The sequence below is a fragment of the Paenibacillus hemerocallicola genome, assembly GCF_006265175.1.
Taxonomy (GTDB): domain Bacteria; phylum Bacillota; class Bacilli; order Paenibacillales; family NBRC-103111; genus Paenibacillus_AB; species Paenibacillus_AB hemerocallicola.
This window is the reverse complement of sequence record NZ_VDCQ01000078.1, coordinates 18887-43341: the sequence shown is the minus strand read 5'-3', so window position 1 is coordinate 43341 and position 24455 is coordinate 18887. Positions and strand designations below refer to the sequence as shown.

17 protein-coding genes, 1 tRNA gene and 3 pseudogenes are annotated in these 24455 nt (G+C 49.0%); 12 read left to right on the top strand and 9 right to left on the bottom strand.

The window, feature by feature from the left end; translation table 11 throughout:
* The 5 genes from FE784_RS41305 to FE784_RS35105 all read left to right on the top strand — a co-directional run.
* A partial coding sequence (locus FE784_RS41305) for a hypothetical protein (RefSeq protein ID WP_218103863.1) occupies window positions 1-1839 on the top strand: 1839 nt, incomplete at its 5' end.
* 597 nt (window positions 1840-2436) lie between these two features.
* Window positions 2437-2943 carry a hypothetical protein gene (locus FE784_RS35120; protein WP_139606909.1) on the top strand — a complete coding sequence of 169 codons (507 nt, stop codon included), beginning with the start codon at window positions 2437-2439 and terminating at the stop codon, window positions 2941-2943.
* Window positions 2936-3505 carry an RNA polymerase sigma factor gene (locus FE784_RS35115; RefSeq protein WP_139606908.1) on the top strand — a complete coding sequence of 190 codons (570 nt, stop codon included), beginning with the start codon at window positions 2936-2938 and terminating at the stop codon, window positions 3503-3505. The genes FE784_RS35120 and FE784_RS35115 overlap by 8 nt, the downstream gene beginning before the upstream one ends.
* A gap of 423 nt (window positions 3506-3928) precedes the next feature.
* A complete protein-coding gene (locus FE784_RS35110; protein ID WP_139606907.1) occupies window positions 3929-4183 on the top strand; it encodes a hypothetical protein in 255 nt (84 codons plus the stop codon).
* Window positions 4184-4245: 62 nt separating this feature from the next.
* Window positions 4246-4875, top strand: a complete 630-nt coding sequence (locus FE784_RS35105) for a stalk domain-containing protein (protein ID WP_139606906.1) — start codon at window positions 4246-4248, stop codon at window positions 4873-4875.
* A 622-nt stretch (window positions 4876-5497) separates the two neighbouring features.
* Here FE784_RS35105 and FE784_RS35100 read toward each other — a convergent pair.
* Window positions 5498-5574, bottom strand: a tRNA-Met gene (locus tag FE784_RS35100).
* A 168-nt stretch (window positions 5575-5742) separates the two neighbouring features.
* On the opposite strand from FE784_RS35100, the gene FE784_RS35095 reads away from it, so the two are divergent.
* The 5 genes and pseudogenes from FE784_RS35095 (at window position 5743) to FE784_RS35080 (ending at window position 9111) form a co-directional block, all read left to right on the top strand.
* Window positions 5743-7317: an ABC-F family ATP-binding cassette domain-containing protein gene (locus FE784_RS35095; protein ID WP_139606905.1), complete on the top strand. Its 1575-nt coding sequence runs from the start codon at window positions 5743-5745 to the stop codon at window positions 7315-7317.
* A gap of 54 nt (window positions 7318-7371) precedes the next feature.
* Window positions 7372-7585: pseudogene (locus FE784_RS42720) on the top strand (AraC family transcriptional regulator); the annotation flags it as partial.
* A 246-nt stretch (window positions 7586-7831) separates the two neighbouring features.
* Window positions 7832-8074, top strand: a pseudogene (locus tag FE784_RS42230) (tetratricopeptide repeat protein); the annotation flags it as partial.
* Between the two features lie 14 nt (window positions 8075-8088).
* Entirely contained in the window at window positions 8089-8460 is a 372-nt protein-coding gene (locus FE784_RS41295; RefSeq protein ID WP_176706734.1) for a hypothetical protein, read from the top strand.
* Between the two features lie 207 nt (window positions 8461-8667).
* Window positions 8668-9111 (top strand): cell wall hydrolase, encoded by a 444-nt coding sequence (locus FE784_RS35080; RefSeq protein ID WP_139606904.1) that lies wholly within the window; start codon window positions 8668-8670, stop codon window positions 9109-9111.
* 1274 nt (window positions 9112-10385) lie between these two features.
* Here the strand turns inward: FE784_RS35080 and FE784_RS35075 are convergent.
* Both FE784_RS35075 and FE784_RS35070 read right to left on the bottom strand, forming a co-directional pair.
* Window positions 10386-10643 (bottom strand): annotated as a pseudogene (locus tag FE784_RS35075) (LON peptidase substrate-binding domain-containing protein); the annotation flags it as partial.
* A 182-nt stretch (window positions 10644-10825) separates the two neighbouring features.
* Window positions 10826-12184 (bottom strand): helix-turn-helix domain-containing protein, encoded by a 1359-nt coding sequence (locus FE784_RS35070; protein ID WP_139606903.1) that lies wholly within the window; start codon window positions 12182-12184, stop codon window positions 10826-10828.
* Between the two features lie 264 nt (window positions 12185-12448).
* On the opposite strand from FE784_RS35070, the gene FE784_RS43020 reads away from it, so the two are divergent.
* Window positions 12449-12655, top strand: coding sequence for an integrase core domain-containing protein (locus FE784_RS43020; RefSeq protein ID WP_139606910.1), 207 nt, complete (start codon window positions 12449-12451; stop codon window positions 12653-12655).
* 578 nt (window positions 12656-13233) lie between these two features.
* Here FE784_RS43020 and FE784_RS35060 read toward each other — a convergent pair.
* Together FE784_RS35060 and FE784_RS35055 are read right to left on the bottom strand one after the other, a co-directional pair.
* Window positions 13234-13590, bottom strand: coding sequence for a Rieske (2Fe-2S) protein (locus tag FE784_RS35060; RefSeq protein WP_139606902.1), 357 nt, complete (start codon window positions 13588-13590; stop codon window positions 13234-13236).
* Entirely contained in the window at window positions 13587-14522 is a 936-nt protein-coding gene (locus tag FE784_RS35055; RefSeq protein ID WP_246132325.1) for an amidohydrolase family protein, read from the bottom strand. Before FE784_RS35055 ends, FE784_RS35060 begins: the two co-directional genes overlap by 4 nt.
* Window positions 14523-14874: 352 nt before the next feature.
* Here FE784_RS35055 and FE784_RS35050 point away from each other — a divergent pair, with 352 nt between their 5' ends.
* Window positions 14875-15690: a helix-turn-helix domain-containing protein gene (locus FE784_RS35050; RefSeq protein WP_139606900.1), complete on the top strand. Its 816-nt coding sequence runs from the start codon at window positions 14875-14877 to the stop codon at window positions 15688-15690.
* 873 nt (window positions 15691-16563) lie between these two features.
* Here FE784_RS35050 and FE784_RS35045 read toward each other — a convergent pair.
* The 4 genes from FE784_RS35045 to FE784_RS35030 all read right to left on the bottom strand — a co-directional run bounded on the left by FE784_RS35045 (window position 16564) and on the right by FE784_RS35030 (window position 24437).
* Window positions 16564-16797 carry a hypothetical protein gene (locus tag FE784_RS35045; RefSeq protein WP_139606899.1) on the bottom strand — a complete coding sequence of 78 codons (234 nt, stop codon included), beginning with the start codon at window positions 16795-16797 and terminating at the stop codon, window positions 16564-16566.
* A 535-nt stretch (window positions 16798-17332) separates the two neighbouring features.
* Window positions 17333-18343 carry a Gfo/Idh/MocA family protein gene (locus FE784_RS35040; RefSeq protein WP_139606898.1) on the bottom strand — a complete coding sequence of 337 codons (1011 nt, stop codon included), beginning with the start codon at window positions 18341-18343 and terminating at the stop codon, window positions 17333-17335.
* A 302-nt stretch (window positions 18344-18645) separates the two neighbouring features.
* Complete coding sequence (locus FE784_RS35035; protein ID WP_139606897.1) at window positions 18646-19980, bottom strand: ABC transporter substrate-binding protein; 1335 nt, start codon at window positions 19978-19980, stop codon at window positions 18646-18648.
* Window positions 19981-20042: 62 nt separating this feature from the next.
* Complete coding sequence (locus FE784_RS35030; protein WP_139606896.1) at window positions 20043-24437, bottom strand: carbohydrate binding domain-containing protein; 4395 nt, start codon at window positions 24435-24437, stop codon at window positions 20043-20045.
* Between the last annotated feature and the right edge of the window lie 18 nt (window positions 24438-24455).

Here is a 24455-nt window from a genome sequence, read left to right as displayed (position 1 = left end):
CAGGGCGCGATAAGCAGACGGAAGCTGCTGGCGTCGCTCGGCATGGCAGGGATCGGATTGATGGCAATGGGAACGGCAGGAGCGACGGGAGCGACGGGAACCGTGATGTCCCAAACTTATTCACCGCCAGGCGCAGACGTCAGCGCGGAGGTGCCCCACGATGGCGACAATGTGCGGATGATCGGCAGTGTGGCCGATATCGCGGCGCTTCAGCCGGCCCAAATGGAACGGGGGCAGCTGTATTACTTGGCGGGATGGCATCCCGGCTCGGCATTGTCTTCGCAGCCGGTTACCGCCGGGGGAGGTGTATTCGTCTACGACTCGAACCGACCCAAGACGCATCATAACGGGGGCACTGTTCTAAGCTTGACCGTACCGTTTAACGGCAGCGTAGCGGACTATTTGTCCGGCGTCGGGGAAACGAGTCCAGGCGGTACGGGATGCCTGCTGCGGATCGATACGAGTCACGCGGGCGTACGGGAGTTCGGGGCCAAGGGCGGGGACGCCGCCGCCGATACGGCAGCGATCAATGCCGCGTTCGCGGTTTTGAACGAAGTGCTGATCCCGGTAGCCTCTCAGCCTTACGTTTATAGCGGGGTGCTTAATATTACCAAATCGGTACGGGGATCGAGCGACAGGCCGACGATTCGCTGTAACGGAGTAACCGTCGATAACACGAGAACCCGACTTATTATCGAAAATTTAATCTTGAACGGCCCTAAAGATTACAGCGCCCCGAATACCGCCGATGACGGTACGGTCGGGATCGATTTTCGCGGCCAGCATTGCCGGGTGGACAACGTCATTGTCGAGAAATATTACCGCGGCGTTTATGTGGATGGCTGGAGCAACACGTTCCATTCGCTGATGGTCCGTTACTGCCAGGTATCGCTTGTTGGCCGAACGAATATGCAGAACTGCCATTTCGATTTGTTCAAAAGCGTCAATTGCAACGCCCTCCCGGATTTGCGCAACAGCCACGGTATTTTGTTCAGTGCTCCCCAATTTCAGAATTACGGGGTCAATCTGTTTATTTACCAATCCGATGTGACGCTGAATACCCCCTACTTCGAAACTCACAAACAAAAGCCGTCCAACGGGATGATTCTGATCGGAAGCGCTTTCGAAGTGTCCGCGAGCAGCGTGACGATTTTCTCGCCCGTCGTGAATACAAACGAGCCTTACATCTTCCAGAATAGCCCGGTCCGGCCTACCATCTCGATATTTGGCAGAAGGGCTGAGAAAATAAAAATCGTGCCGGTAAATAGCGGCTCAAGAAGCGCCGTCAATTCGAAAAGCGTGCTAACAGATTCTCAATACGCTTCAACTCCCATACTTGCGTTCGGCGGCGGAATCGGCTGCGGCAGCGAGCTCGATCCCGCATCGCTTTCTTCCATCCAGCTTGGAAGAGAGGTGCTGCGACTCGTCTTTCTAGCGCCGGACCAGGGCTTGCGCTTTGCCGGCCTAACGATCGGGAAAAGGTATTACCTGCTTTTCGACTGGGAGCTTGCCGCGGGAGCGGCTATCCGGTACGATTCCGGACCTGTGGAGCAACTGATCGGGGTACACAATGCGGACGGCAGCCGGGTGAACGGTATTGTGGAGCTGTACGCCGTAGCTTCGTCGGGAAGCGTGACGTTTGCAGGCCCGAATGTAAACATCTATCAGTTCTATTTATCCGAATCGGTTCGTCCGCAGCCGCTCGGCGCCATGAAGGCGTACAGTGTATCGCACGTCGCAGGAACGTCATGGCAGCCGGGCGACCTGCTTGTAACCGTGGAGAAGTTTCAGGGTTCGCACCAGCATTTGTGGGACGGTACACAGTTCGTGAAAGCCTAGTCCCGCATCGGGTAATCTATCGAACCTGCAGGTTGCAGAAGACATACACCGCCAATCTAATTACCAACTGCAATTTATGTTGCGGTCGACACGGGTAACACGCCTATGGCGTAGGCTTGGACAGGTTCAATGATTTTCATTTCCTTTATTATGCTCTTGTTAACCAGACGTAAGAAGCACTCCCGGGAACGATAGTATGGAGCTGCCGCAAGGGCAGCTCTTTTGATTACTCGTTGAAGTAACGGGCAGCATAGTTTAAACAAGTCATTCTTAGAGGTTCAAAGCGCTAACAAATAAACTTTTTTGGCCAACACTTTTCACCTTCGTACGTCTTTAGGTATAGAATTACAATTCGTATACAAGCGGAGGTTGATCCCGAATGAACGCTACTGGACCACGTAACCAGGAACTAAAAGGGCGTATTTCTTCTGTCGCTGTGTTGGACTTAAGGCAGATGAAGTCGGTCGATGAGCTGTGCAACATCACGGGAATCTCAGCGGTCGGGGTAATTCTCCTATCCGACTCGTTCCAAGGCACGCTCGCCAGTATTCCGATGAAAAGCGTTGTTCAGTCATAACGCTACCTGAAGGTAATAAAGTGAACCACATCAGCGGTACGATGAAACTCGGCGGCGAGTTCCTCGAGAACCCAGGTGTTGACGGCTCGGATATTCTTTTAGTAACGGGCGAGCTGCTCATCACCTCTCCCCCGACCAAATTCGGTTATAAACAACTCATTGTAGTGGGTCAGCTTTTCATCCCACGAGGAAGCGAGAGTGTGATAACACCTTTTATTACGCAATCCATTGGGGAAATCATATCTTATGACCACCGCAATCCGAGATTGTTTATGGGAAATGGAAGGTTTGGCCGAGAGTTTTTCGATTATTTAAAAGAACCGATAACGATGATACTGATAGGGGAATTTGTGATCGAATCCGACGTAAACGCTGAGATTCTTCGGGAGAAGGTTGTAGAAATTATTCAGATGGGTGTCTTGAAGGCGGCAGACAAGAAGCTGGTACCGATCCTTACGGCGCTCGCGGTCGAACAGATGAACATGATCCAAGTTTCCGACAAGCTTGAGGGCGAGACTCATGGATGATCTGGCATACGATGCCTTCTTCCATGAAGTATACGATTCGTACCATCAGATAGTATTTGCCTATCTCCTTGGGCGTGTAGGACAACGGGAAATTGCAAAAGATCTGATGCAGGAAGCGTTTCTTCGGGCGTGGAACCAAATCCACCTCGGTTATGAGATAGGCCTGGATAATTGCCGATTCTGGATTTTCCGGATAACGAAAAATCTAATAACGGATTATTACCGCAGGCGCTCGACTCGTGAGCAAGCGGAAAGCCGTATGAAACAGGAGGCACTCGTTCGGCAAGCATTCGGTCGTTCCTCGGAGGAAGCTTTCGAAATCAAAAGTAATGTTCAGCTCATCGAGGATGCGATCAGCCGACTGCCCGATGACTTACGTTGCGTGCTGATTCTTCATCTGATCGGGCATATGAATAGTGTAGAGATCGGTGGTCTGCTCGAGATACCGGCCGGTACCGTTCGATACCGAATTAGTTTGGCCAGGAAACGTGTTATGCTCGCTCTAACAAAGAACGAATTAGCGAAGGAGGGGCAGGCGGTTGAAGGATTCTCAATGGAGTGAGTTCAGCGATTTGAATGGACCATGGGCAGAGTGGCTTCAAAGAATGTCATTGACGGAGGGAGAATCAAAAGATATTCGGAACTATATTTTGAATCCTCCCAATAAATTCAGCGAAATAGAGAAGTTCCGAATTTCTAGGCAAATAGCTCGAATAAAACGGATCATTGCCTTTTCCAATCGGTTGACAGAGCCTTATTCCGAACGATACAAGATATACAAATAATCAGGATGAGGCTATCGAAACAAATTCGACGGCCTCGTTCCGCTAACGGACACGATAGTGGAGGAGTTCCTACGCAGCCGCTCCTTTTTCGTTTGCTCACCTAACAGGCAGGATAAACACTGGAATTGAGGAAAAATGAGAGAAGGCTTTTCGCGAAGAATAGGTTCAATATAAAAATTTTAGCACTTGGAGGAAGCGAGATGTTAGAATTTATCACTGAGTTGCCGCCTATTGAAAAGAGTGGCCGCCGCTATCGGGCTGGCGACGTTCGTACTGGCGACGGTAGCGTCCGCGTCGCCTCTCGGCAACTGCTGGGCGGCGTTAGAGCTGTGGCCATAGCAAGTACAAGCAGGAAGGTAAGAATCGTTTTTTTCAACGGGTATACTCCTACTTTTGGTTTCATTCAGATTGTACCTTTATTAATGGGAAGGATTAGGAAAATATTGCAAAGTTGAAACAGAACCGAAACTTTATCACATATGGTATGTATATTTGGTAAAAAAGGAGGTATAGGGTAATGAGGAAGTTTATTTGCGGTACGTTATTTGGGATATTGCTGGCGCTGGCCCCGTTTGCTTACGCGTCCGGCACGCTGGAGATGGCGTTGTTTCCGGTGAAGCTGTTCGTCAACGGGAAGGAGAAGGATATTCCGACGGAACAGGCGATCTTTAATCATAACGGAAGCGCGTACGTGCCGCTGCGGTTTGTATCCGAGGCGCTTGGAGCGAAGGTGTATTATGACGGGGATCAAGGGACTATTTCGATCAGCGCCGCTCCTTATGCGATTATGCCTAGGACGTACAGCTATAGTACAGCCCCGCTCAACGGTGATATTCAAAATCGTCACGTCGATCGGGAACGGTTCATGGAATTTGTCTTTAACACCCTGCAGAAAAAGCCCGATTGGATTCGGATCGCTCGTGAGACTACCGACTCAGGGCCGCTTCCGACGTCAGTCGTTTTTGACGGATATATGTATCATTACTTTGTTGACTATACGCAGTCATCGCTGGATGATCGCATTATATACGCAACCAGCTGCAACTCCATAGAGGCTGTGAAGGGCGAGGACGGAACCTCTTACAGATTGACCGAATGCCGGGGCAAATCGAAGACCGAGTCCCTCTATATTACCTTAAAGGATTGAATCTCATTCCACACTCTCTGTCGTGTATGACGGAGAACGATTTCATTACTTTATTGACTCAACCCGCGATTCTTACGGCGGCCAAGCGATCATGTTCAGTACGTGCAGCGGGATGGAAACCATGGACGGGGGTAAGACCGCTTACCGGTTAACGGGCTGCGGGACCACTTGTTCTTCAAGCAAAAGAATGGATAGGGACTGAAAAATTACCATTTGAATCTCAGCGATTAGATGATTGGGTCGTACTCGGGAAATAACGCATTCCGCTAACGGGTACGAGAGCTGAATAAAAACAAAACGACGGCAGCCGGCCAGAATGATAGGCTGACCACATAATACGAACGGGCAGGATAGTTTCAAGATCATTCGCGCTGAACCATATCACAAATGACGCAACTTTTTTGCCATAGCCGTTCAAGGGTACGGAATGAACATGCTCGTTTCCTCTCGGGTAATCTGACTGGATCATCAGCGTGACTGCTCACAGGGGGGAGTAAATGGCTCGATTCCTCGTGGGGCATGTATAGTATCCATAAATATATAAGATAACTCAAAAATGCCTTTAAGCCACATCAGTGGTTTAAAGGCATTCTCATATATGTGCCGAGACAAAATTGTAAGTTGGTTGCGGGGGCAGGATTTGAACCTGCGGCCTTCGGGTTATGAGCCCGACGAGCTACCGGGCTGCTCCACCCCGCGATAGAATAATAAAGTATATTGATTTTTAACGTTGGCCAGATCACTAATGCTACACTAATTGGTGTTAATATGCAAGCTCATTTATGGGATCTCTTTCGAGCGGGAAGTATCCGTAAGGCGAGGGTGGTATAATCAATCTAGAGTGTTGGAATCAGAAGGGTGATAGCCATGAGCGTAATACGGTTGGAGAACGTCACAAAGAAGTATGAAGGGTCCATGATCTTTCGCGACATTTATTTTCGAGTTATGCAAGGGGAACGTATCGGCCTAATCGGACGGAACGGCGCCGGTAAGTCGACGGTATTTAAGCTCATCATGGGCAAGGAAGAGCCGACGTCCGGCAGATTAGAGATAGACCCTCAAGTGCGAATCGGATATTTCTCGCAATTCTCGGAACTCAGCGGAGGCCTGTCCGTTCAGCAAGAACTGGAAGCGTGCTTCGAGAAGGTTGCACTAATCGAACGAGAGCTGCAAGAGGTAGGAGATAAGCTGGGTATGGTTACAGACGATAGCGAGATGAATGCGCTGCTAGCAAGGCAAGCGGAGCTATTCGAACAGATGGATCATCTCGATGGCTGGAACGTTTCCGTCGAGATTAATACGGTGCTTACGAAGCTAGGGTTTAACGACAGATCCCGCAACCAGCCAATCGATGAGTTGTCCGGAGGATGGCGTAACCGCGCAGCGCTCGCGAAGATGCTAATCGAGCTGCCTGATGTCGTTCTACTCGACGAGCCGACGAATTACTTGGATATGGAGGGGATCGCATGGCTGGAGCAGTGGCTGTACCGATTCAAAGGAGCCATGATTCTGGTGTCGCATGACCGGCAATTTATCGACAAAGTCGTCACGCGCACGATCGAGATCGAGAACTATCATTTTCAGGAATACGAAGGCAACTACACCGATTACGTCCGTAAGAAGAAGATGCGCAAGAAGGAGCTGGATCGCCAGTTCGAGTGGGAGGAAGAGCTGCTGCTCATGGAATCCGAAGCGATCGACGATCGCGCGAACCGGAATTCCGGTTCCAAGGACCGACTCTCGCGTAAGCTGGCGGATAACAAGAAGCGGATAGAGCCACATCCCGTTAACGTGCTGATTACCGACATCTACGAGAGGTTGCGCTTCCCGGACAAGCTATGCGAGGTGAAGAAGATCGGGCAGACATACGAGGGTAGACAGATCTTCGAGAACGTTAGCTTCGATATTCAGAAGGAAGATCGCTTGGTCATCGTGGGACCGAACGGAAGCGGGAAGTCCACTCTCATTAAGGCGCTTTCCGGGCAGGAGAAACCGGATTCCGGGGAGGTTGTCTGGGAGAAAGGCGTTAACTATGCCTACTTCAACCGGATGTGGGAGGAACTTGATCCTAAGGATACCGTAAGCCACGCGGTGAATACGTATGGATTGGGACTGGACGCTCCGCGCAAAAAGGTGAACAAATTCCTAGCTATGCTGCAATTCTCAGAGGCGGATCTAAGCAAGGCGATCGGCAATCTGTCCGGCGGGCAGAAAGCTCGGGTGGCGCTGGCTAAGTGTCTTCTCTCGGGTGCGGCCGTTATTATCTTGGACGAGCCGACCAACCATCTGGACCTCACGAGCATACAGGTTATGGAGCAAGCTCTGATCCATTTTCCCGGTGCGGTCATTACGGTAAGCCATGATCGCTTCTTCATCGATAAGATCGGGACCAAGATGCTGACCTTCGATCCGGTAATGGGAGTGACCGAACAGAGCTTGTAAGAGAGAAGGGCTCTCTCGACTTTTTATTGTACAACTCAAATCAAGTAACCGACAGAGATCAAAGTCGAGTTCATTCCGGCGCACAAATTTATTGGGATCTGGGACAGTTCTGTACCAAACTATGGGGACTTCTGGTGAAACGGGCACTCTTGTGATGAGAGTAGCGGACGTTGGAGAGTATGTCCAACCATGCTCTCCCTGGTCAACTTGGTCAGACGGCCGGATGGATCAAAAGGGATACTTGTATGGAATTCCTGTTTCACTGGAGTAGGATGCACCTATTCCGGTAGGTATGGAACGCAGGGAAATTCCGGAATAAGAGGGGATACAAGTAGATTGAATTTGGTTGTAAACGGTATGCCAAATTTAGACGGATTATTTATGCTAGTCATTTTGATAGCCCCCTTGCAGGCGACCGCTTCCCGGAATTTTACCGGGGAACGGTCGTTTCTTTTTGGTTATAATGTAAGTAAGCAAGGTTCAACAATTTTCTCAGAGAACAGGATAAATGTTAATGACAGTCAATCAAAAACAGCGTTATCGGTTCAGCGAAGCGCCGAAATGGGCCGTACAGAGGCAATATTGCGAAGAAGAGGGATTGACGGCCTGGAAAAACGATCAAATGCCGCAATACATAACGAGCAATCCGATGATCGCGACCGCATACGCAGAAATGATTTTCGGTTTTCTTCAAGATCGGGGGAATAAGGGATATGATTCGGAGCCCGTGACGATCGTGGAGCTTGGAGCGACGGCAAAACCATCTACACGATGGATACGTACAACCACGAGGATTGGCAGCCGATCCGAACGGACATTCCGTTACAGGACGCCTCACAATTTTTCCTACGGGAGGACGGCTTCGGCTGGGTGCTGCTGAACGGCCGCATTAAGATGACGATCTGCTCCCTGCATAATTTCACTATCGTTTTCCGTTACATTAATTCCGACCGAAACCCTCGGTCAGACCGAGGGGTGATAGCCAGCGATCTACGCCGGATCACTCCACGTTTGCCCGCCGTCGTTCGTTTAACCGAGAACAATACGTTGATCAGAATGTATCAAGATGAAGGTTTCGGTTGGGTGATTAAGTTCGTGGATCCGTTTGGAAATGAACTGGGCGCGTATGAACCGAAAGAATAGCTGAGTGCTCGTTGAGCTAACGGGTAACGATAGTTAATAAAGACAACACGACGGCAGCCGGGCCAGAAATGATCGGCTGACTTTGCTCAACTAAAGGGCAGAAGAGTGTGGTGGAACGGCTATTTATTATCGCTCTCTATTGTGCCAGAGTAACACATCCGCTTCACCTACAATATGATAAGTTTATAAATCTAAAGAGGTGAGCCAATGGCAGTCGTAAAAGCCAGGCAACAGGATATTAATATGTTGGCAAGGTTGCTTCGAGCAGAAGCTGAGACCGAAGGCGAAATGGGTATGCTCCATGTTGGAAATGTTGGCATTAACCGAATAAGAGCGAATTGCTCCGATTTTAAAGGAATCCGGACAATTCCCCAAATGATCAACCAGCCGCACGCGTTCGAAGCATTGCAACATGGTTTGTACTATCAAAACGCAAGAGAGAGGGAACGCCGTCTGGCGCAACGGGCTGTGAATGGGGAGCGGAATTGGCCAGCCAAATTCTCCCTATGGTATTTCCGTCCAGGAACGTTCGAAGCTCCCGGACCATGTCCGCCAACTTGGTATAATCAGCCGCTCGCAGGACGATGGAAAAAGCACTGTTTTTATGAACCGACCGCGAAAGAATGTGAAAATGTATATAATACGTTTTAATTTTATAAACGAAAAGAGCTCAGGATCCCTTAACCTGACTTGTCACAGCCATGTGTCGGTTGACAAGAACTTTATCTCATTAAGTGCCGCGTAATCGCGGCTTCTTTGGGTTTAGTGGAATAAAGTTGTTGCACGGTCATATTCGGAAACTATACCCACGTGACAGGCCGTCCGATGTCGGATGACAAGAACATGAAAATGGGAGAATGAATGCGAAAGAGTAATTGACGGACAATTATCATGGATGTTTGGGGAAATAATTCATCGACTGGATAATTTAAATTAAATATGTCCGAAGAGAAGGAATTAAGAAAGAATCAAAAAAAACGTTCAGGAATCATCCCTGATCGTTTTTTTTGTGATGAAGCAACAACACAAACAACAAGCAGGTCAAGTTCTTGTCGTTTAAAGGGTCAAGTTCTTGTCGTCCGACATGATGAGACTACGGCAGAGTTATTTTTCTTAAGACATGTACACAAAACCCGTATTTTATACATATGTCTGTAAATCGAACCAACACGTATGACTTCAAACTTGTCGGATGTCAAGAACTTGGTTGCATAAATGTCAAGAACTTGATAACATTCCCGACATTCCCGCCTTATTGCCCAAAAAAAATCCGCCCTTTAGGTTGTTGCGTTTGATATAAGTTGTGGAGTTGTAATTCTGGAAAACGGTGTATTGTTCCAGTCGTCTCTTCATTATAGGGGGATTTTTATTCTTGTTAAAGAACTTTATTGAAGAATTTTGTTCCGTATAAAGAACATTCATATAGGAATGGCTTTGAGGGTTCTCCTCATTTTCTCTGTAAACCTTGCCGTTTCGGTTCACCGCACCGAGGGAGCATAATTCTTTCCCCTTATTTTACTACAAGTGTACTAAGATCTAACCGGTGTATATTTATTCCATCGGAAATGTTACCAAGTTCTTGACATCGATCGGGAATGTTACCAAGTTCTTGACACTGTCCAATGACACGAACTTGGTAACATACAGCAAAAAAGCCGCTAGCATTTGACATGAACTTGATGACATAAATGACAAGAACTTTATCCCATTTTCGACATAAAAAACAACGTCATAAATTTAGATTCATGACGATGTTTTTTAGTACTACCCCGTGTGCTGGTTTCACATTTCATATCTTTGTTCGTCAGTCCTAAAAATCCTTGTTCATTGAATATCACTTCAATTTGCTCAGATAATCCATCATCCTGGTAAATTCATTGTTCAAGTAGGCCAGGAGCATCTCCAGACGTTCTTTAACGTCTATCGTTCGGCAACTTCATCATCTTCCTCGCCTTGGCAATAATCCCGACGCGATATATGTCTTCAGTAGCCGGGTCTTCAATATCTGCTTCAGTCTGGGAGCACAGCAAAATCATGCTGTCTTCAACCATAGCCTTCTCTAACGCCCGGACCGAGTTCTCACGGCCGACATCCAGATGTAGCACCATGCCGGGGTACACGGTCAACCCCCTTAAAGGTAAGAGCGGCAGTTGTCGCATTATTTGCTTACTGGGTACCTGCATATCCTTTTCCTCCCTCACAATCTTATTTGAGTTTTCTTCAGAATAAATTACTTTTAATGCCCTAGGCACATGATTAGGTCTGTACCCATCAAGATTTTTATCATTATTTATTTTCCTTGCATTATTCAAAGATATCCACCCTCCCCTTTTACATGTGATTTATTGCACTCCACCGGTGGTTTTCATCCTTGAGTGCTCACCACAGGCAGGATTGGAATATAGACCTTCACAACGGAATCCCGCTCTACATTCATTCCTTCGAACATGTGATATTCCGCGAACCATTGCCGCTCTTCATCCAGCCAATAGTTACCGTTGGTCGCAATCCAACGATGTATCTTATCCAGAACACCGGTTAACAACCCGTATGTCTTAGTAACACAGCAAGCATAAGAACCCGCCCCCATGCCCTTTACTTCAAGTCCATCCAACACTGGAGCTCCCGGCTCAGCTTTGAGGATCCCGTTTTCCCACCAGTATTCTTCAGTTTCTTCAAAGCCGTAATGATAAGAAATATAATATGTTCCTCCGCCAGCCTGCCAATTTCCGCCAGCCCCTCTCTCGTACCAATTGATCAATCGTCGTTCGGCAACCTTTTGAGCCTCGGCTCCATATCCCCGATAGAAGAAAGCCTTTGACTCCGTCAGCTCAACGACTTCGATCGGTTCGTTATGGAGACTTCGCTGCACGGGAAGATACAGGTTCATCCTCGTTACCTTCCTGTTGTACGCAATAAACTCCTCAATGTATTGATGCGTGCCAATGTCAAATGTACTTTTCGGCAACCATTCTGACAATAGCCGGTCCCATCCGTCCTGTATCGTCTTTGGGGATAATGCGGCGACTTTTCTTACCGCATACAGCCCTCCAGTGAACGGCTCCTCGGTTAACGTACTATTAACCATGCATTCCTCTGCAGCCTCAATCAGCACTCGGTAACCATACCGGGGCTTGCCGTCTTCATCCTGAAGATCCACATTGTAGCCAAAAATACGTACTTTGTTGTTCCTAGCAGTTTCACTTACACCGAGTTTTTCGAAAACAGTCCGGAATGCCTCGTTTTCCATTCCTTCTTCATGCTTAGAGATGTGCAAATAGGTATACATCTTGTCAGGCAGGAACCGGATCACTTTGACGTCGGGGAAGAGCTCTGCTTGTTCCTTATCTTCCTTGTAGGTAATTTGCTCGTATAGACGGATCGGCTCGAAGCTGAAGAACAGTTCGGCGTTGCGATAGGTGGCCGGAGTTAAACCGACGATCTTCTTGAACACCTTGGCAAAAGAATGGTAAGACTCAAATCCGCTGTCCCAAGCGAGCTCCTCCACTTTACGTTTAGAGTATCTCAGGTGATTGGCTGCAACGCTTATTCTTCTTTTGCGAATGTAATCTTTTACAGGATGTCCGGTAAGCGCGTAGAACACCCGATACAATTGGGCGACCGATGTATAAGCCTCTTCCGCAATGCTGGAGAGATCAAGCTCCTCGTCCAAATGCTCTTCAATATAGTCGATCGCCCTTTGCACGGACTCCACGTAGCTCATACTTTTCACCTGCTGTCCATTTCGTCTTGGTTATTATTATAGCAAAGGAGATCGTATCCAATATGTTCAAAATTATCAGAAAGTCTCAGCTAGATTTTATGTTTTCAAAAAAATAAAGACTGCCCTTTTCATGGCAGCCTTCAATTGATGTTTATTGAACTACGGGTTCCCGTTACTTTAATGAGACGGTACAAGCAAAGCAATCAATCCAGTGACAACTCCATAAATATCTCCGCGATGTTATTGTCACTATATTAGTGCGAAATTATTATTGAGAGGAGTAGGTCAGTTGAGGGTGACTCGCTCAAATACGAGTGCATCTACTTGAATGAATTCGAAGACCCTCGCGCGCTGCGCAAAGGGGTAGCTCGTTATGTCCAATTTTATAACCAGGAACGCACTCACCAATCTCTTAATGAAGCGAAGCCCGACCAGTTTTACGCCCACCCTATTGTAAAAATCGCATCCTAAAACACTAGGCCACCCACGAGAAGGAGGACATAACTTATTCCTCAGAAAATCGTGTCTTGACAACGGGGAGCATTACAGCTCTTCGGTAGGTTCCAGCACCACTGTGAACGAGTCAATCGGATAACGCAATGTATCCATCATACCTTTCCCTCCATTCGTCCTATTAAAAAAACAACAAATCTACAGTTCTTGATGCAAAATCTTTACCTGTATTCTAACATCATAAGTTGAAGAAAACTGCCCGTTAGCTTAACGATTTGGGCCATTCTTAATCGAATTCACGCATTATGCCAGGACCGCTACAATGTGGGTGATTTTGTGTCGTTTAACTACAATGTTGGAACATTTGTGCGTTTTGTTACGACACAATAGTTCCAACATAAAAAAAGAAAAGCCTGACTTACCGAGCTTTTTGACTTCTAATTATGTAGGAACATTTGTGTCGTTGGACATCGGTTGACAAGAACTTTATCCCATAAATGACAAGAACTTTATCCCATTCCCGACAGACAAAAAACCCAATCGCCAATTTATTTTTGACGATTGGGTTTCAAAATTGCATAATAATAATTTTCCTATCATTTGGGTAAATTTACAAACAAGTGGCCATCGTCGATTTCCACGGGGTAGCCTCTTAATTTCGTGTGCGAATCGACCAACAGTTGTCCATTTGTCAGGTCAAACTCCCAGCCATGCCACGGGCAACGCAGTATTTGCTCTTCCATTCCGTATTTGTACTCATATACAAGAGAAGGAAGCCGCGTTCCGCAAACAGGTCCCTTGCATATAGAGGCACCTTGGTGAGGGCAAAAGTTGCTCCACGCATACCAGCTTCCTCGTACTTGGTACAAGCCGAACTCGATTCCTGCGATTTTAAAAATCTTGCTTTTCATTTCCTCGATATCGGCTGTTTTTCCGACCCAATGTCTGCTCATTCATCTTCTCCCCAAGCATGCTCGGGAGACTGCTTCGATTTTCTGGCGATTTGATCGGCCAGGTCGTTGGCAGTGTCATCCTTTCTTGCCGGTCTTGTATGCAGCCCGTACAATTCCGCTGCGGTTCCCGCCAAAATACGCTGCTTCATTTCTTTCGGCATCCGAGGAAAGGCCATTTTGGGATTATCATTATCCCAATGCGGGTAGTCCGATGAGAACATGACTGTTTTCTCCGCCTCAATCATGTGCAAAATCTGCAATAAATACTCCGGATTATTCGGTTCTTCAACAGGCTGTGTCGTCAGCTTGATGTGGTCTTTGATATACTCGGACGGAAATCGTTTCAGCCACGGAGTCGATTCGCGCAGTGCCTTGTAATTTTTATCCATTCTCCACATCAAATGCGGCAACCAGGATATCCCTCCTTCGATGGCAACGAATTTTAGTTTCGGAAATTTCTCGAATACACCTTCGCATACAAGGCTGTTCACGTGAGTCATGTAGTTGATCGGTAAAATATTGTGCCATTCCATATACCGGGTAGGATAACCCGAAGGCGTCGGCGCTCCGGAGATGCCCTTGCCTTCTGTGCCAGGATGAATAGCTACTGGCAAGCCGCACTCGTTCGCAGCGTCGTAGATCGGATGATAAAAGCGCTGTCCATAAGGCATTCGCGCAGCGCTCGCCATAAGCACCTGAACCATATTAGGGTTGGAGGCATGACGGCGGATCTCCGCTGCCGCCTCCGTTGGATCGGATGCGTTGACAAAGATGGAACCTCTGAATCGCGGGCTTACATTCAACCATGTGTCGGTCATACGGTCGTTACATGCGGCAGCAAGTACATTTCCATAGTCCGGGTCCGGGTCCAAGGAAAGGCCCAAAACTCCGGAGCCAGTGAGAATGGCATAATCGATGCCGTACCGATCCATATGGTCGCTGATCAGAAACTGCGGATCGCTGCCTGGAACTCCGCCTTTGTCCGGAACCGCATCCTTACGGTTTGTGCCTACGGACGAATAGTACTGCGCGCCATAGGGCACTTTGACAGTTTGATATCTTTCATGCCACGCCTTTGGTAAATAAGGCAATAACGAACCGATCTGGTTATGAACGTCCGTATCGATTAAGACTGGTGAATCATTCATTGGTTATGCTTCCTCCTATTTGTCGCGACACCGATATTATATCGTCGAGCAAGGTTGCCTAGCCATGAAATATCCTCTATTATATTTGTACAATCTTCTACTAAAATGAGCGTCATCTTGATGGAGGAATACGTCAATGAATCCGCCAAATGGGATGGACAATTTCGATTTCACCATTACAAATTTGCATTATGTCGTTGACTTGCTGTCGAGAAGCTCCGTCAATGTCCAACCAACTCAAGAATCGGTTTCCCAGAATGAATATGTGCTTTCCCTGACAACTCACGGATCGACCAATTATTATATATCGGACAATCATTACAGCGTCTCAAAAGGGGATATATTGTTTTTTCCAAAAGATTTGCCGCGCAAGAAAATATTGGGGGAATCGGACCAATGGAGACATATCATAGTGAGGTTTAATGTTCAGTTCGGAGGAGACGCGGATCAGGCTGCGCTCGAACGTTTGAAGCCTGTATTCAAAAATATAGATCAGACTCGATCCGGTCTATTGTTTCAAGAGCTCCTTCAGGCGTGGGTCGGAAAACAACCGGGATATTGGATTCGATGCCGCAGTCGCATTATGGACATCTTGCATTTATTAATTATTGATTCTCTGGAGCACAAAACGTCTCATTTGCAGATGGTTGAATCGCTGCTGGAATTGATGTATGCAAACGAACAAAAATTTTTTTCAATTGCGGAATTAAGCCGCGAGATCGGCATCAGTCCCTCCTATTTGTGCTTGATCTTCAAAAAAACGACGGGATTAACGGTTATTGAATACCAAAACCGAATCAAAATCGGCAAAGCAAGCGATTTGTTACGAAGCGGAGAGTACAACATAACCGCAGTAGCAGAACGCCTAGGCTTCAAAGATATTTATTATTTCAGTCGGCTTTTCAAGAAAATGATGGGGACACCCCCCTCCTATATCATGAAGAAGCTGTAGGGTTACAGTCTGCAAACAAAGCTGCATCGGCACTCGTACATCCACCGCTCGTTAGCGTGAAATGCTATGAAGCCCGCTTGCGGATCGCTGAAACGTGCTGCGATCTGCAAGCGGGCTTTCTTCACACATGCTGCATGTGTCCAACACAAGCGCGCCTGATGACGGAACAGCAACGACGTCCTGTTCCGTTCCGGTTGCGTCCGAGCGATTGCATCGATGACCGCGCATTCCGCTGCTGTACTGAGAAAATAAAGTATTTTCTTAGTGCTTAGGTTAAATGGGGATGAAACAGTTTACTTTGCCACCGGAGAGCAGCGAAAACGATTTGATTCATCGGATGACTTTGTTGGGAATGAGATCAAGTTCTTGTCAAATTCGGGAATGGGATAAAGTTCTTGTCACGGGGAATTGACAAGAACTTTATCCCATAAAAAGCAAAAGCCGCAATTCAAGCGGCAATTAATGGGACAATGTTCTTGTCACCCGACATTATAGTTGTCGGTTGACCATATCCATTGAAGCATAGTGCGAAACAAGCGTCTAATTCCTAAACCTCATGATTGGCATGATGAATGTGAATGGGATTATTTGGGATGTTTGTGTCACCGAGACGCGTTACCGAGCATTTTTTTTCATTTAAATCGAAAATAAGCACCGGATTGCCATGATTTTTTAGTGAATCAACACCAATTCAGGAAACGAGGAGGAAGCGACATGCAGCAAGGAGCAAGCGATCTTTGTCAGCAGCTCACCCATGGAATTGATCCGATGAAGGTCGTTTTGAACGCCACTCATACGCACACAGGACCTCAGCCGCATCTGCAGTGTTGCTCTCTTGTATAATAGCGCCGACCAATACGCTCTCGACTGCCATTAGCGTACACTCACAATAAACACAGAATATTTCGGCATTCTTAGCAGCAATGTGTTGGAGTTAAGTATGCCGGTATCTGCTAACTCACAAGTCTTCTGGGCATCAATCACATCTACTTTGTACGTTTTCCCCGCTAGGTTTTCACCTTCAAAATTCAAAGTAACCCGGCGCTCGGCTACATTGAAGTTGCTGATCATCACCATGAAGCCTTCTTCCGCATTGGTCCCTGCCAAACCATACAAACCATCTGCAGGCTGTATGAATACTTCACTTTAGATACGCGTATATGACTTACGGAGCTTTTCAAAGGCTTCGAACGAATAGTACGTCTTCTGCGGTACGCCGTGATAATCGAACAACTTGATGCAGTTTGCCTGAACGGCAACGAAGAAGGCGAGTCTGAATCGGTTGTCATGAAGACCGTTTTAATTGTGCGAGATTCTGCTTCTTGGAAATGAAACTGTATGATGAATGTGAGGTGAGCCCGCTTCCGCCGTTAGTCAGGATTGCTTCTTAATAGGATTGATCGCACGATGGATCTCCGCATTTACCTACAGGCTTATCCTCCCATGTCACGATGGGGCTATGGTCCGATTCTTGCTCCTTTACGTGGTCGTTGCCCTTAGGGTGTTTTGTACATCGGTTTCTCCGATGCCTCATAGAAATCCTGACCGCGACTCGACTGGGAGCGGCCGTAATAACGATTGCAGCCGGAGCACGGGGCGGATTCCTCCGAATCCCCGATGCTCCGGCTGCTGTCCGGATCGGCTACACAAGCACGTTAGGAGACGGCACTGTGATGACGTCCTGCTCCGTTCCGGTTGCATCCGAACGGTAGATCGCATCGATAACGGCGCATACCGACTGCCCGTATTCGCCCGAATTGTCCATCGGCCCGTTCCTTTCGATATCGTCCAAAAAAGCGCTCCACTGCGCGTCGAATACATTCACCGTCTCGCCTAGTTCGACCTGCGTATAGGCCCGATCTTCACCGGCGATCCAGAGCGAATTCGACCCGATCAGCTTCAGCTGGCCTTCCGTGCCTAAAAATTCGGTCTCATTGACCGGCACATTTTTGTAGCCGCATATGGAGATCATCGCCGATACGCCGGCCGCCGTCTGCATCAGCAGGCTGCCGCTCCCCTCGACGTTGCCTCGCGTCCCGTGATACGTCAACGACGCCTTGACTTTCGTAACCGGCGATCCGCCGATCCACTGCAATTTATCGATACAATGGCTGCCGAGATTGATCATGACGCCTCCGCCGGACCTCGCCTTATCGAGAAACCAGTCCGGACGCTCCGGCAAAAAGTACGGATAATGTCTGCGCTCAAATATCGATATAAGCTGCCCCAGCTTGCCCGAGGCGATAATCTCCTTCGCCTTGCGGTTCGCCGCGTAATGATGCTGAATATGGCCGACGGCCAAATAGACGCCGCGCTTGCGCGCTGCTGCGTTCATCTCCGCGCACTCCTCAACATGTAACGCCATAGGCTTTTCCATCAGCACATGACAGTTGCGCTCGATGCAATCGATCGCCGCCGTCTTGTGCAAATAATGGGGCAGCGTAATGATCGCGATATCCGGCCGCAGCTCGCTGACCATCGTCTTATAGTCGGCATAAGCGACCGTATTTGAAGCGGAGGCCAATATTTGCGCCTTACTATAGTCAATATCGGCGATGCCCGCCAATTCCGTGCGCGGGTCCTGCCCCAGCACACGGGCATGGTCGCGCGCGATTGCTCCCGCTCCGACGATGACCGCTCTGAACTTCTTCATAGTATTGATTCGCTCCTTTCGATATCCCACAAACGGTTATGTCCTGACTGACAACGCCGGGGATGAAACTGTAAATAGAGCCGCAGCAAAAGCCCGCTACAGGGCTGGAATGAACCTCCAATCGCTACGGTTCCCCACAAAGACCATGATTTCAAAGGCGAACGCTATCGCTTCTCCAGTTTCATTCCAGCCTTTCGCTCGCGCAGCATCAAGTCACTTCGGCGCCTGATTTTCGTACTAAAGTGGAGCATTCCTTCGAAATGTATTCCAGGTGCTTTGCCTGAAGCCCCAGTAAGATGCGATTATTTAAACAGTTCCGCCAGCTTGGCGTCGTATTTCTCTCCGGCTTCGCGCAGCGCCGTGTTGGCGTCTTTCGTGCCGAGGACTACGCTTTGGTACGCTTCGAAGAAGGCGGCATGTCCTGGTGATTGCGCTTTCACGATTTCCGAACTGATCAACGCCGAAGGCGCGTACTTGTCCGGAATGAGCGCATTAACGTTTTTGTCTTTAAACAGCGGATTGTCTTTACCGAATTCGCTCAAGCCTTTTGATTTGTCTTTCAATATCGGCAGCATTCCCTTTTTCGCCATTCTCGTTTGGAACTCGTCGGTCGTCAAGTAAGCGATCGCATCAAACGCATCTTCCTTATTCTTGCCCGTCTGCGTAATATAGAAATAAGTCGGATACGATTGCGGGCCTACGCCCGGATTGCTTGTCAACTGCGGGTATGTGGCGATATCCCAGTTGAACTGCGTCTTCAATGTGGTGAGCCCCGTGTTGACGAAGTGCAGCATCATCGCAGCCGTTTGATCCTGGAAAAACATCTTTTGCTGTCCGGCAAGCGCCCATGTATCGTTCGTTAATCCGTTGCCCGGCAGCAGCGCTACACTCGTCAGCAGATTGAACGCCTGCTTGAATTTTTCCGTGGTAAATATCGATTTTTTCGTTGCCTTATCGATATATGGCACCGAAAATGGATTGAGCACAATGTTCGCGGAGGACGACATCACGAGACCGTTATAGGTGATGCCGCCGTCCGTCCGCGACATCCGTGCGGCCAATTCTTTTAGCTGATCCCAGTTTATGCCGTCCTTCGGGTACGCGACGCCGAATTTGTCGAAAATATCTTTGTTGTAAAAGAACCCCAGTGTATTCGTGAACACAGGAAGCCCGTACATCCCGTTGTTGGCAAATCCTTTTTGCAGCTCGACCGATGACGGCTCAAGATGGTTCAAGTCGAACTTTTTGGATTTGATCAACTCGGAAATATCGTATTGGTAGTTGTAAGTCGTCAGCATATCGCTTTGGCCGATAGACATGAACAGCACGTCGACTGTCTGACCGGTGGCGACGAGGTCGGGCAGTTGGGTTGTTCCGGCAGAGACAAATTTAACCGTGATATGAGGGAACTTTCTCTGAATTTCACTGCCGAAAATATCCATAAATGTTTCGTCGTAGCCGGCTCCCGGCGTATAAAATACGAGCTCGACCGGCTGCTTTTTCACTTCTGTCGCTGCTTTGTTATCGGCCGGCTTGGCGTCGATGGAAGCGATTCCATCTGTTTTGCCGCTTGAACAGGCTGTAGTCAAAGCCATCATACTGGCGAGTAAGGAATATACGATCGCTTGCTTTTTCATGTGAATTAGCCTCCAATTTCTTTTTCGCGTTCTCGGCTTGGCTGCGCCTCCCCCGCAGGCAATTAATAAGCAATGTTCAACTCGTCCATCCACACCGTACCTGCGGCATTTGAGTTATTGTGCGTCAATATCACTTTCAGCTTATCCTTGTAGTCGGAAGGCGCAGTGAATGTAGCCGTCTGCGTTGCCCAAGAAGTTGAAGTGATCGTTTGATTGAGCAACACTGTACTTGTAGTGGTATCGATAATCTGAAGCTTCCCACCTGCGTTTCCGCTCACTTTACCAGCAAAGCTAACCGTATACAGTGCACTTGGGCGATAACCCGACCAAGCGTAAGACAGCTCTTGACCCGCCCCGTCGCCTGAGGAGACCAGCTTGAACGAGTTAATCCCCGCAAATCGGTCTGAAGCATCGATGGCTGCATGGGCAGGAAACGTAGTCGTACCGCGCTGCCAATAACGGGGAAGCGTAAAATCCCACTTGTCCGGCGTCTCAAATCCTGCGTTCGCAATCTCTCCGCTCGACAACGATGGATACGTATGAACGTCGTCAAATCCAACCGACGAGCCGGCAGGCGATACTGCGGAGGTGTATAGCCTAACCCGCACATCATGGCCGGCTTCCGGCGTTTGTATGGTGAACGCATTTCTGGCCCAACTTGTATTCGATATAACCAACTGGCCCAGGTTTGTTGAAGTCGTGTAGTCATATACTTGAGCTCTTCCGTTAACGCTTCCGTATTTCTTGCTTAGAAATGAGACGGTATAAGGCGTGTTTGGCTCATACTGCTCTATTCGCTGCTCCACAATTTGCCATGTTGTGCCGTTGGTTGTAATCGATAAGGAAGAATCGTCCATGCCCGGGTCGGTGCCGGTCAATGCTGCTGTTGCCGATGTCGAGTTATATCTCGTCCAGCGCTGCGGCAATGTAACGTCTGACGGATCCGCCTGTTCGAAGCCGGAGTTCACGACTTTGTTTCCGCTCCATTTCGCAACGCCTGAAGCCATTACCGTCGGGCAACCGTCTGCTTCGCATACGGCGTTCGCAATATCCTTGACCAGAGGGTCGAATTCGGCAAAATGAGTCCAGAAATGAAACCGGTTCGTATTTGTTTTATCAGCCGTAACAAGAGGCTGCCTGGAATTATAATACGAAAGTACAGGTTCCGATAAACTCCCATTCCACATCACATCCGTAAACGTGCGGGTCAGTTTGGCCATATCCTCGAAGGTAAAAACTTGCCCTTGATGGTAAGCCTCCACTGCCCCCGCCATGGTCAAGCCGGCATGGGAGATGTCTTCTTGATGATAGTTGGCATAATGCCCGTTGTCCCAAGCGCCAAAGCTGTCCCAATAGTTCCACAAGTAGGCGTCGGTTCCCAGTAACGCATTTAACGGATGTGCAATCAGTGTGCTTTTAAACGCACGCTCCATGTCGTTGGCCCTGCTCTTGTATAACGGACGATCCGCAGCGTATGAGGCCACTCCTTCCGTAGCATCGTAGAGCAAATACAGCATCTGGGCATAAGCCAGGTACTGATTATGCGGCAGGCTTCGGCCGGGGAACCATTCTGTGCTGAAGCCTTTTGGGTGTAAATAGACGCCTGTCCCGTTATCGGCTCCATCTGTTCCGCTTATCTGTCTCCAATACGGGTCCCATTTGTGAAACAAATTATTTCCGGCAAAATCGCGATAAGTCAGAGCCTTAGATAAGTAAACGGCATGCAAGGAAGGATCAGCAATCACTTTATTTACAAATCTCAAAACGGGAGACATGATCACGCCCTCGTGCACCATATATTCCCATTGCTCTCCCAATTCAAACGAATCGACCCAGATTGTATGCCCTGCTGTTCCGGTTGGAATGGACACCTCGACGATCAGCTCATGCCCGGCAGCAGGCGTTTGGAACTCGCCGCTTATCCCGGTCAGCCTGCTCGTATTGTTGAAGCTCCAGCTTCCAAGCGTCGTGGCGGTCGACTTGTCGTATACGCGAACTTGCCCGGATGCGCCGGAAGAGGCTTTCCCGCTGAACGAAATGCCGTATTCCACATTCGGCCTGTAGTTGTACAACTCCTGAAAGATGACTGGCGCTGCAGTGCCGCCATGGATGAGCTCAAGGCCGGCATCATCGCTAAAGACGGTTGAATCATTGGTTCGGTGAGCCTCGGCAAGCGTCGTTGGATAGCTGCGTGTCCACCCTGCTGCTTCTGTATGGAGCAGGCGCTGTAAGGAGATAACGTCTACGTAACCATATCCGCCGCCAGACGATATAGCCTGCGAAATCCGAAGCTTAATCGTCTTACCCGCTACGCTTGGCGCAGTGAATACAAGCGATCGCTTCGTCCATTTGAGGTCGGAAAAGGTGCTGGCCGCCAGTGCCACGTTGTCGGTTTCATTGAACAGCTCCACAACCCCCGCAGCGTTCGGGTTTGTGACCCGCCCCCTGTAACTCAACACATAAGTGGCTCCCGGTACGTAGGCTACATTCTGTTCCAGCCCTTTAACGGCGGATGCGGATGCCTGAATGACAACTCCGGTTGTCCCCGTATAGTAGTTGTTAATCCCTGTAGCCAAATACGCATCGGCAGATGTTGTGCCAGCCAATCGGCTCCAGTATCGCGGAAGAGTCGGATCTGATCCGTCAACCGTCTCAAACCCGGCATTGCTTATGGCGGACGCCGGTAAGCTCATGTATAGCTGCAAATCGTCGAAGTAGCTGGTGAACCCGGTCAAGGCCCAACTGTTCTGGTACAATCGGATCTTGAGTGTTTTCCCGGCAACCTCCGGAGCGGTGAACGTCAGCTTGTGCGGAGCCCATGATGTGGTTTTAAACGTAGTATTCGCGATCGTGACGCCGTCTGTTTCGTTATAGACAGCTACCCTACCGGAAGCGTCGGTGCTGGATACCTTCCCGTTAAAGGACAGCGTGTAGGTTTGCGAAGGCACGTAATCGATCGTTTGCTCGGCCATTTTCCAAGAAGTATTGTCCGTTGTAGTGGCCAAGGAGTAGGCGCCGGTAGCTGCGTAAGTGCTAATATATACGCTGGATGAGTTGGCAGCAGCGTTTCGGGTCCAGTTGTTCGGCATTGTCGGGTCAACCGCATTCAGCTCCTCCATGCCGCCGTTCACAAGCGTGGAGACTGCCGACAATACAAGATCGTCATAGTAACTTGTAAACCCGGACAAGGTCCAGTCTGTCTGGTACAAGCGGACCTTAATGGTTTTGCCAGCTGCGGCAGGCGCAGTGAACGACACGCTTCCCGATGTCCAGGAGGTGGAGTTAAAGGTTGTATAGGCAATGACCGCGCCGTCTGTCGCATTGTAAATTTGCACTCTTCCTTGAGCTGCTGTGCTGGACACTTTTCCTTTGAACGATAGCGTGTAAGCTTGCGACGGCACGTAGTCGATGATTTGTTCCGCAATTTTCCAGGAAGTGCCGTCCGTTGTCGTCGCCAATGAAAAGGAGCCGGAGGCGGAATCGGCACTCGTATGGACGGTTGATGCATTCGCAGAACCGACCCGATTCCAGCCGGCAGGCAACGTCGAGTCCGCGGGATTCAGCTTCTCCATGCCGCCATTTTCCGGCAACGGCTTCGTCCCATCCAAAGCCCGGATCGATATGTGATCAAAGTAAGCTTTGTACCCGGGCTGTTCATAGCTCTGCAGCGCAAGGCGAAGCTGAAGGACGCCGCCGGACGGCGCTTTGAACGTAAAGAGGTAACGCTCAAAACCGACATGATGAGCCCGCGCATAAGCGACGACCGCGCCCGTAGTCGCATTATATATTTCAACGAGCGCTTGCGTCATTTCCGTATCCACGCTCATGAACGCTTCTACCGCATAAGTTATGCCGGGCGAATAGGACAGGTCCCGCACGAGCCGGTTTTCGTTAATTCCGTCGCTCTCGACGATCACGCCGGCCGAGCCGCTGAAAGCAGCGCCTGCAGCTGTTGAACGGTAGGCTTTGCCGGCGGCACCTTGTACATTCCATCCGTCCGGTATATGATCGTTGTTTGCATCCTCTTCGAATGAGCCGTATACGTCCATTTGGACTGTAGAATCAGCAGGCCCCGCGAGGGAAAAGGTGGCATTTTTCACCTGATTGTGAGCGGCAGTATGATCCTTCCAGCCCAGCGCTCCGTCACCGTTGTAATCGGTGGCGTTGCCCATCATTCTGTCGGTGTGGTCTACGATTTTGTCGAGCCAATAACGATCCCCTGTTGTTTCATACATGGTCACGTAGCTGTCGAGATAGTAGCTCTCTACCCAGGCAAGCGAGCCGCCATTCGGATTTTCGGAAGCTGCCCTTCCAAAATTCGCGTTCTGGTCGGCGTTTACAAAACGGTCCGTGCTTCTGTCCTGCGCTCCAGCTGACGTCGGCAAAAAGCCGACGACCAGCGTGAATGCGGTTGCAAGCAGCATTAATCGCCTCATTTGAAAGCGCTTTATAAACATGCTTGATTTCCCCTTTTG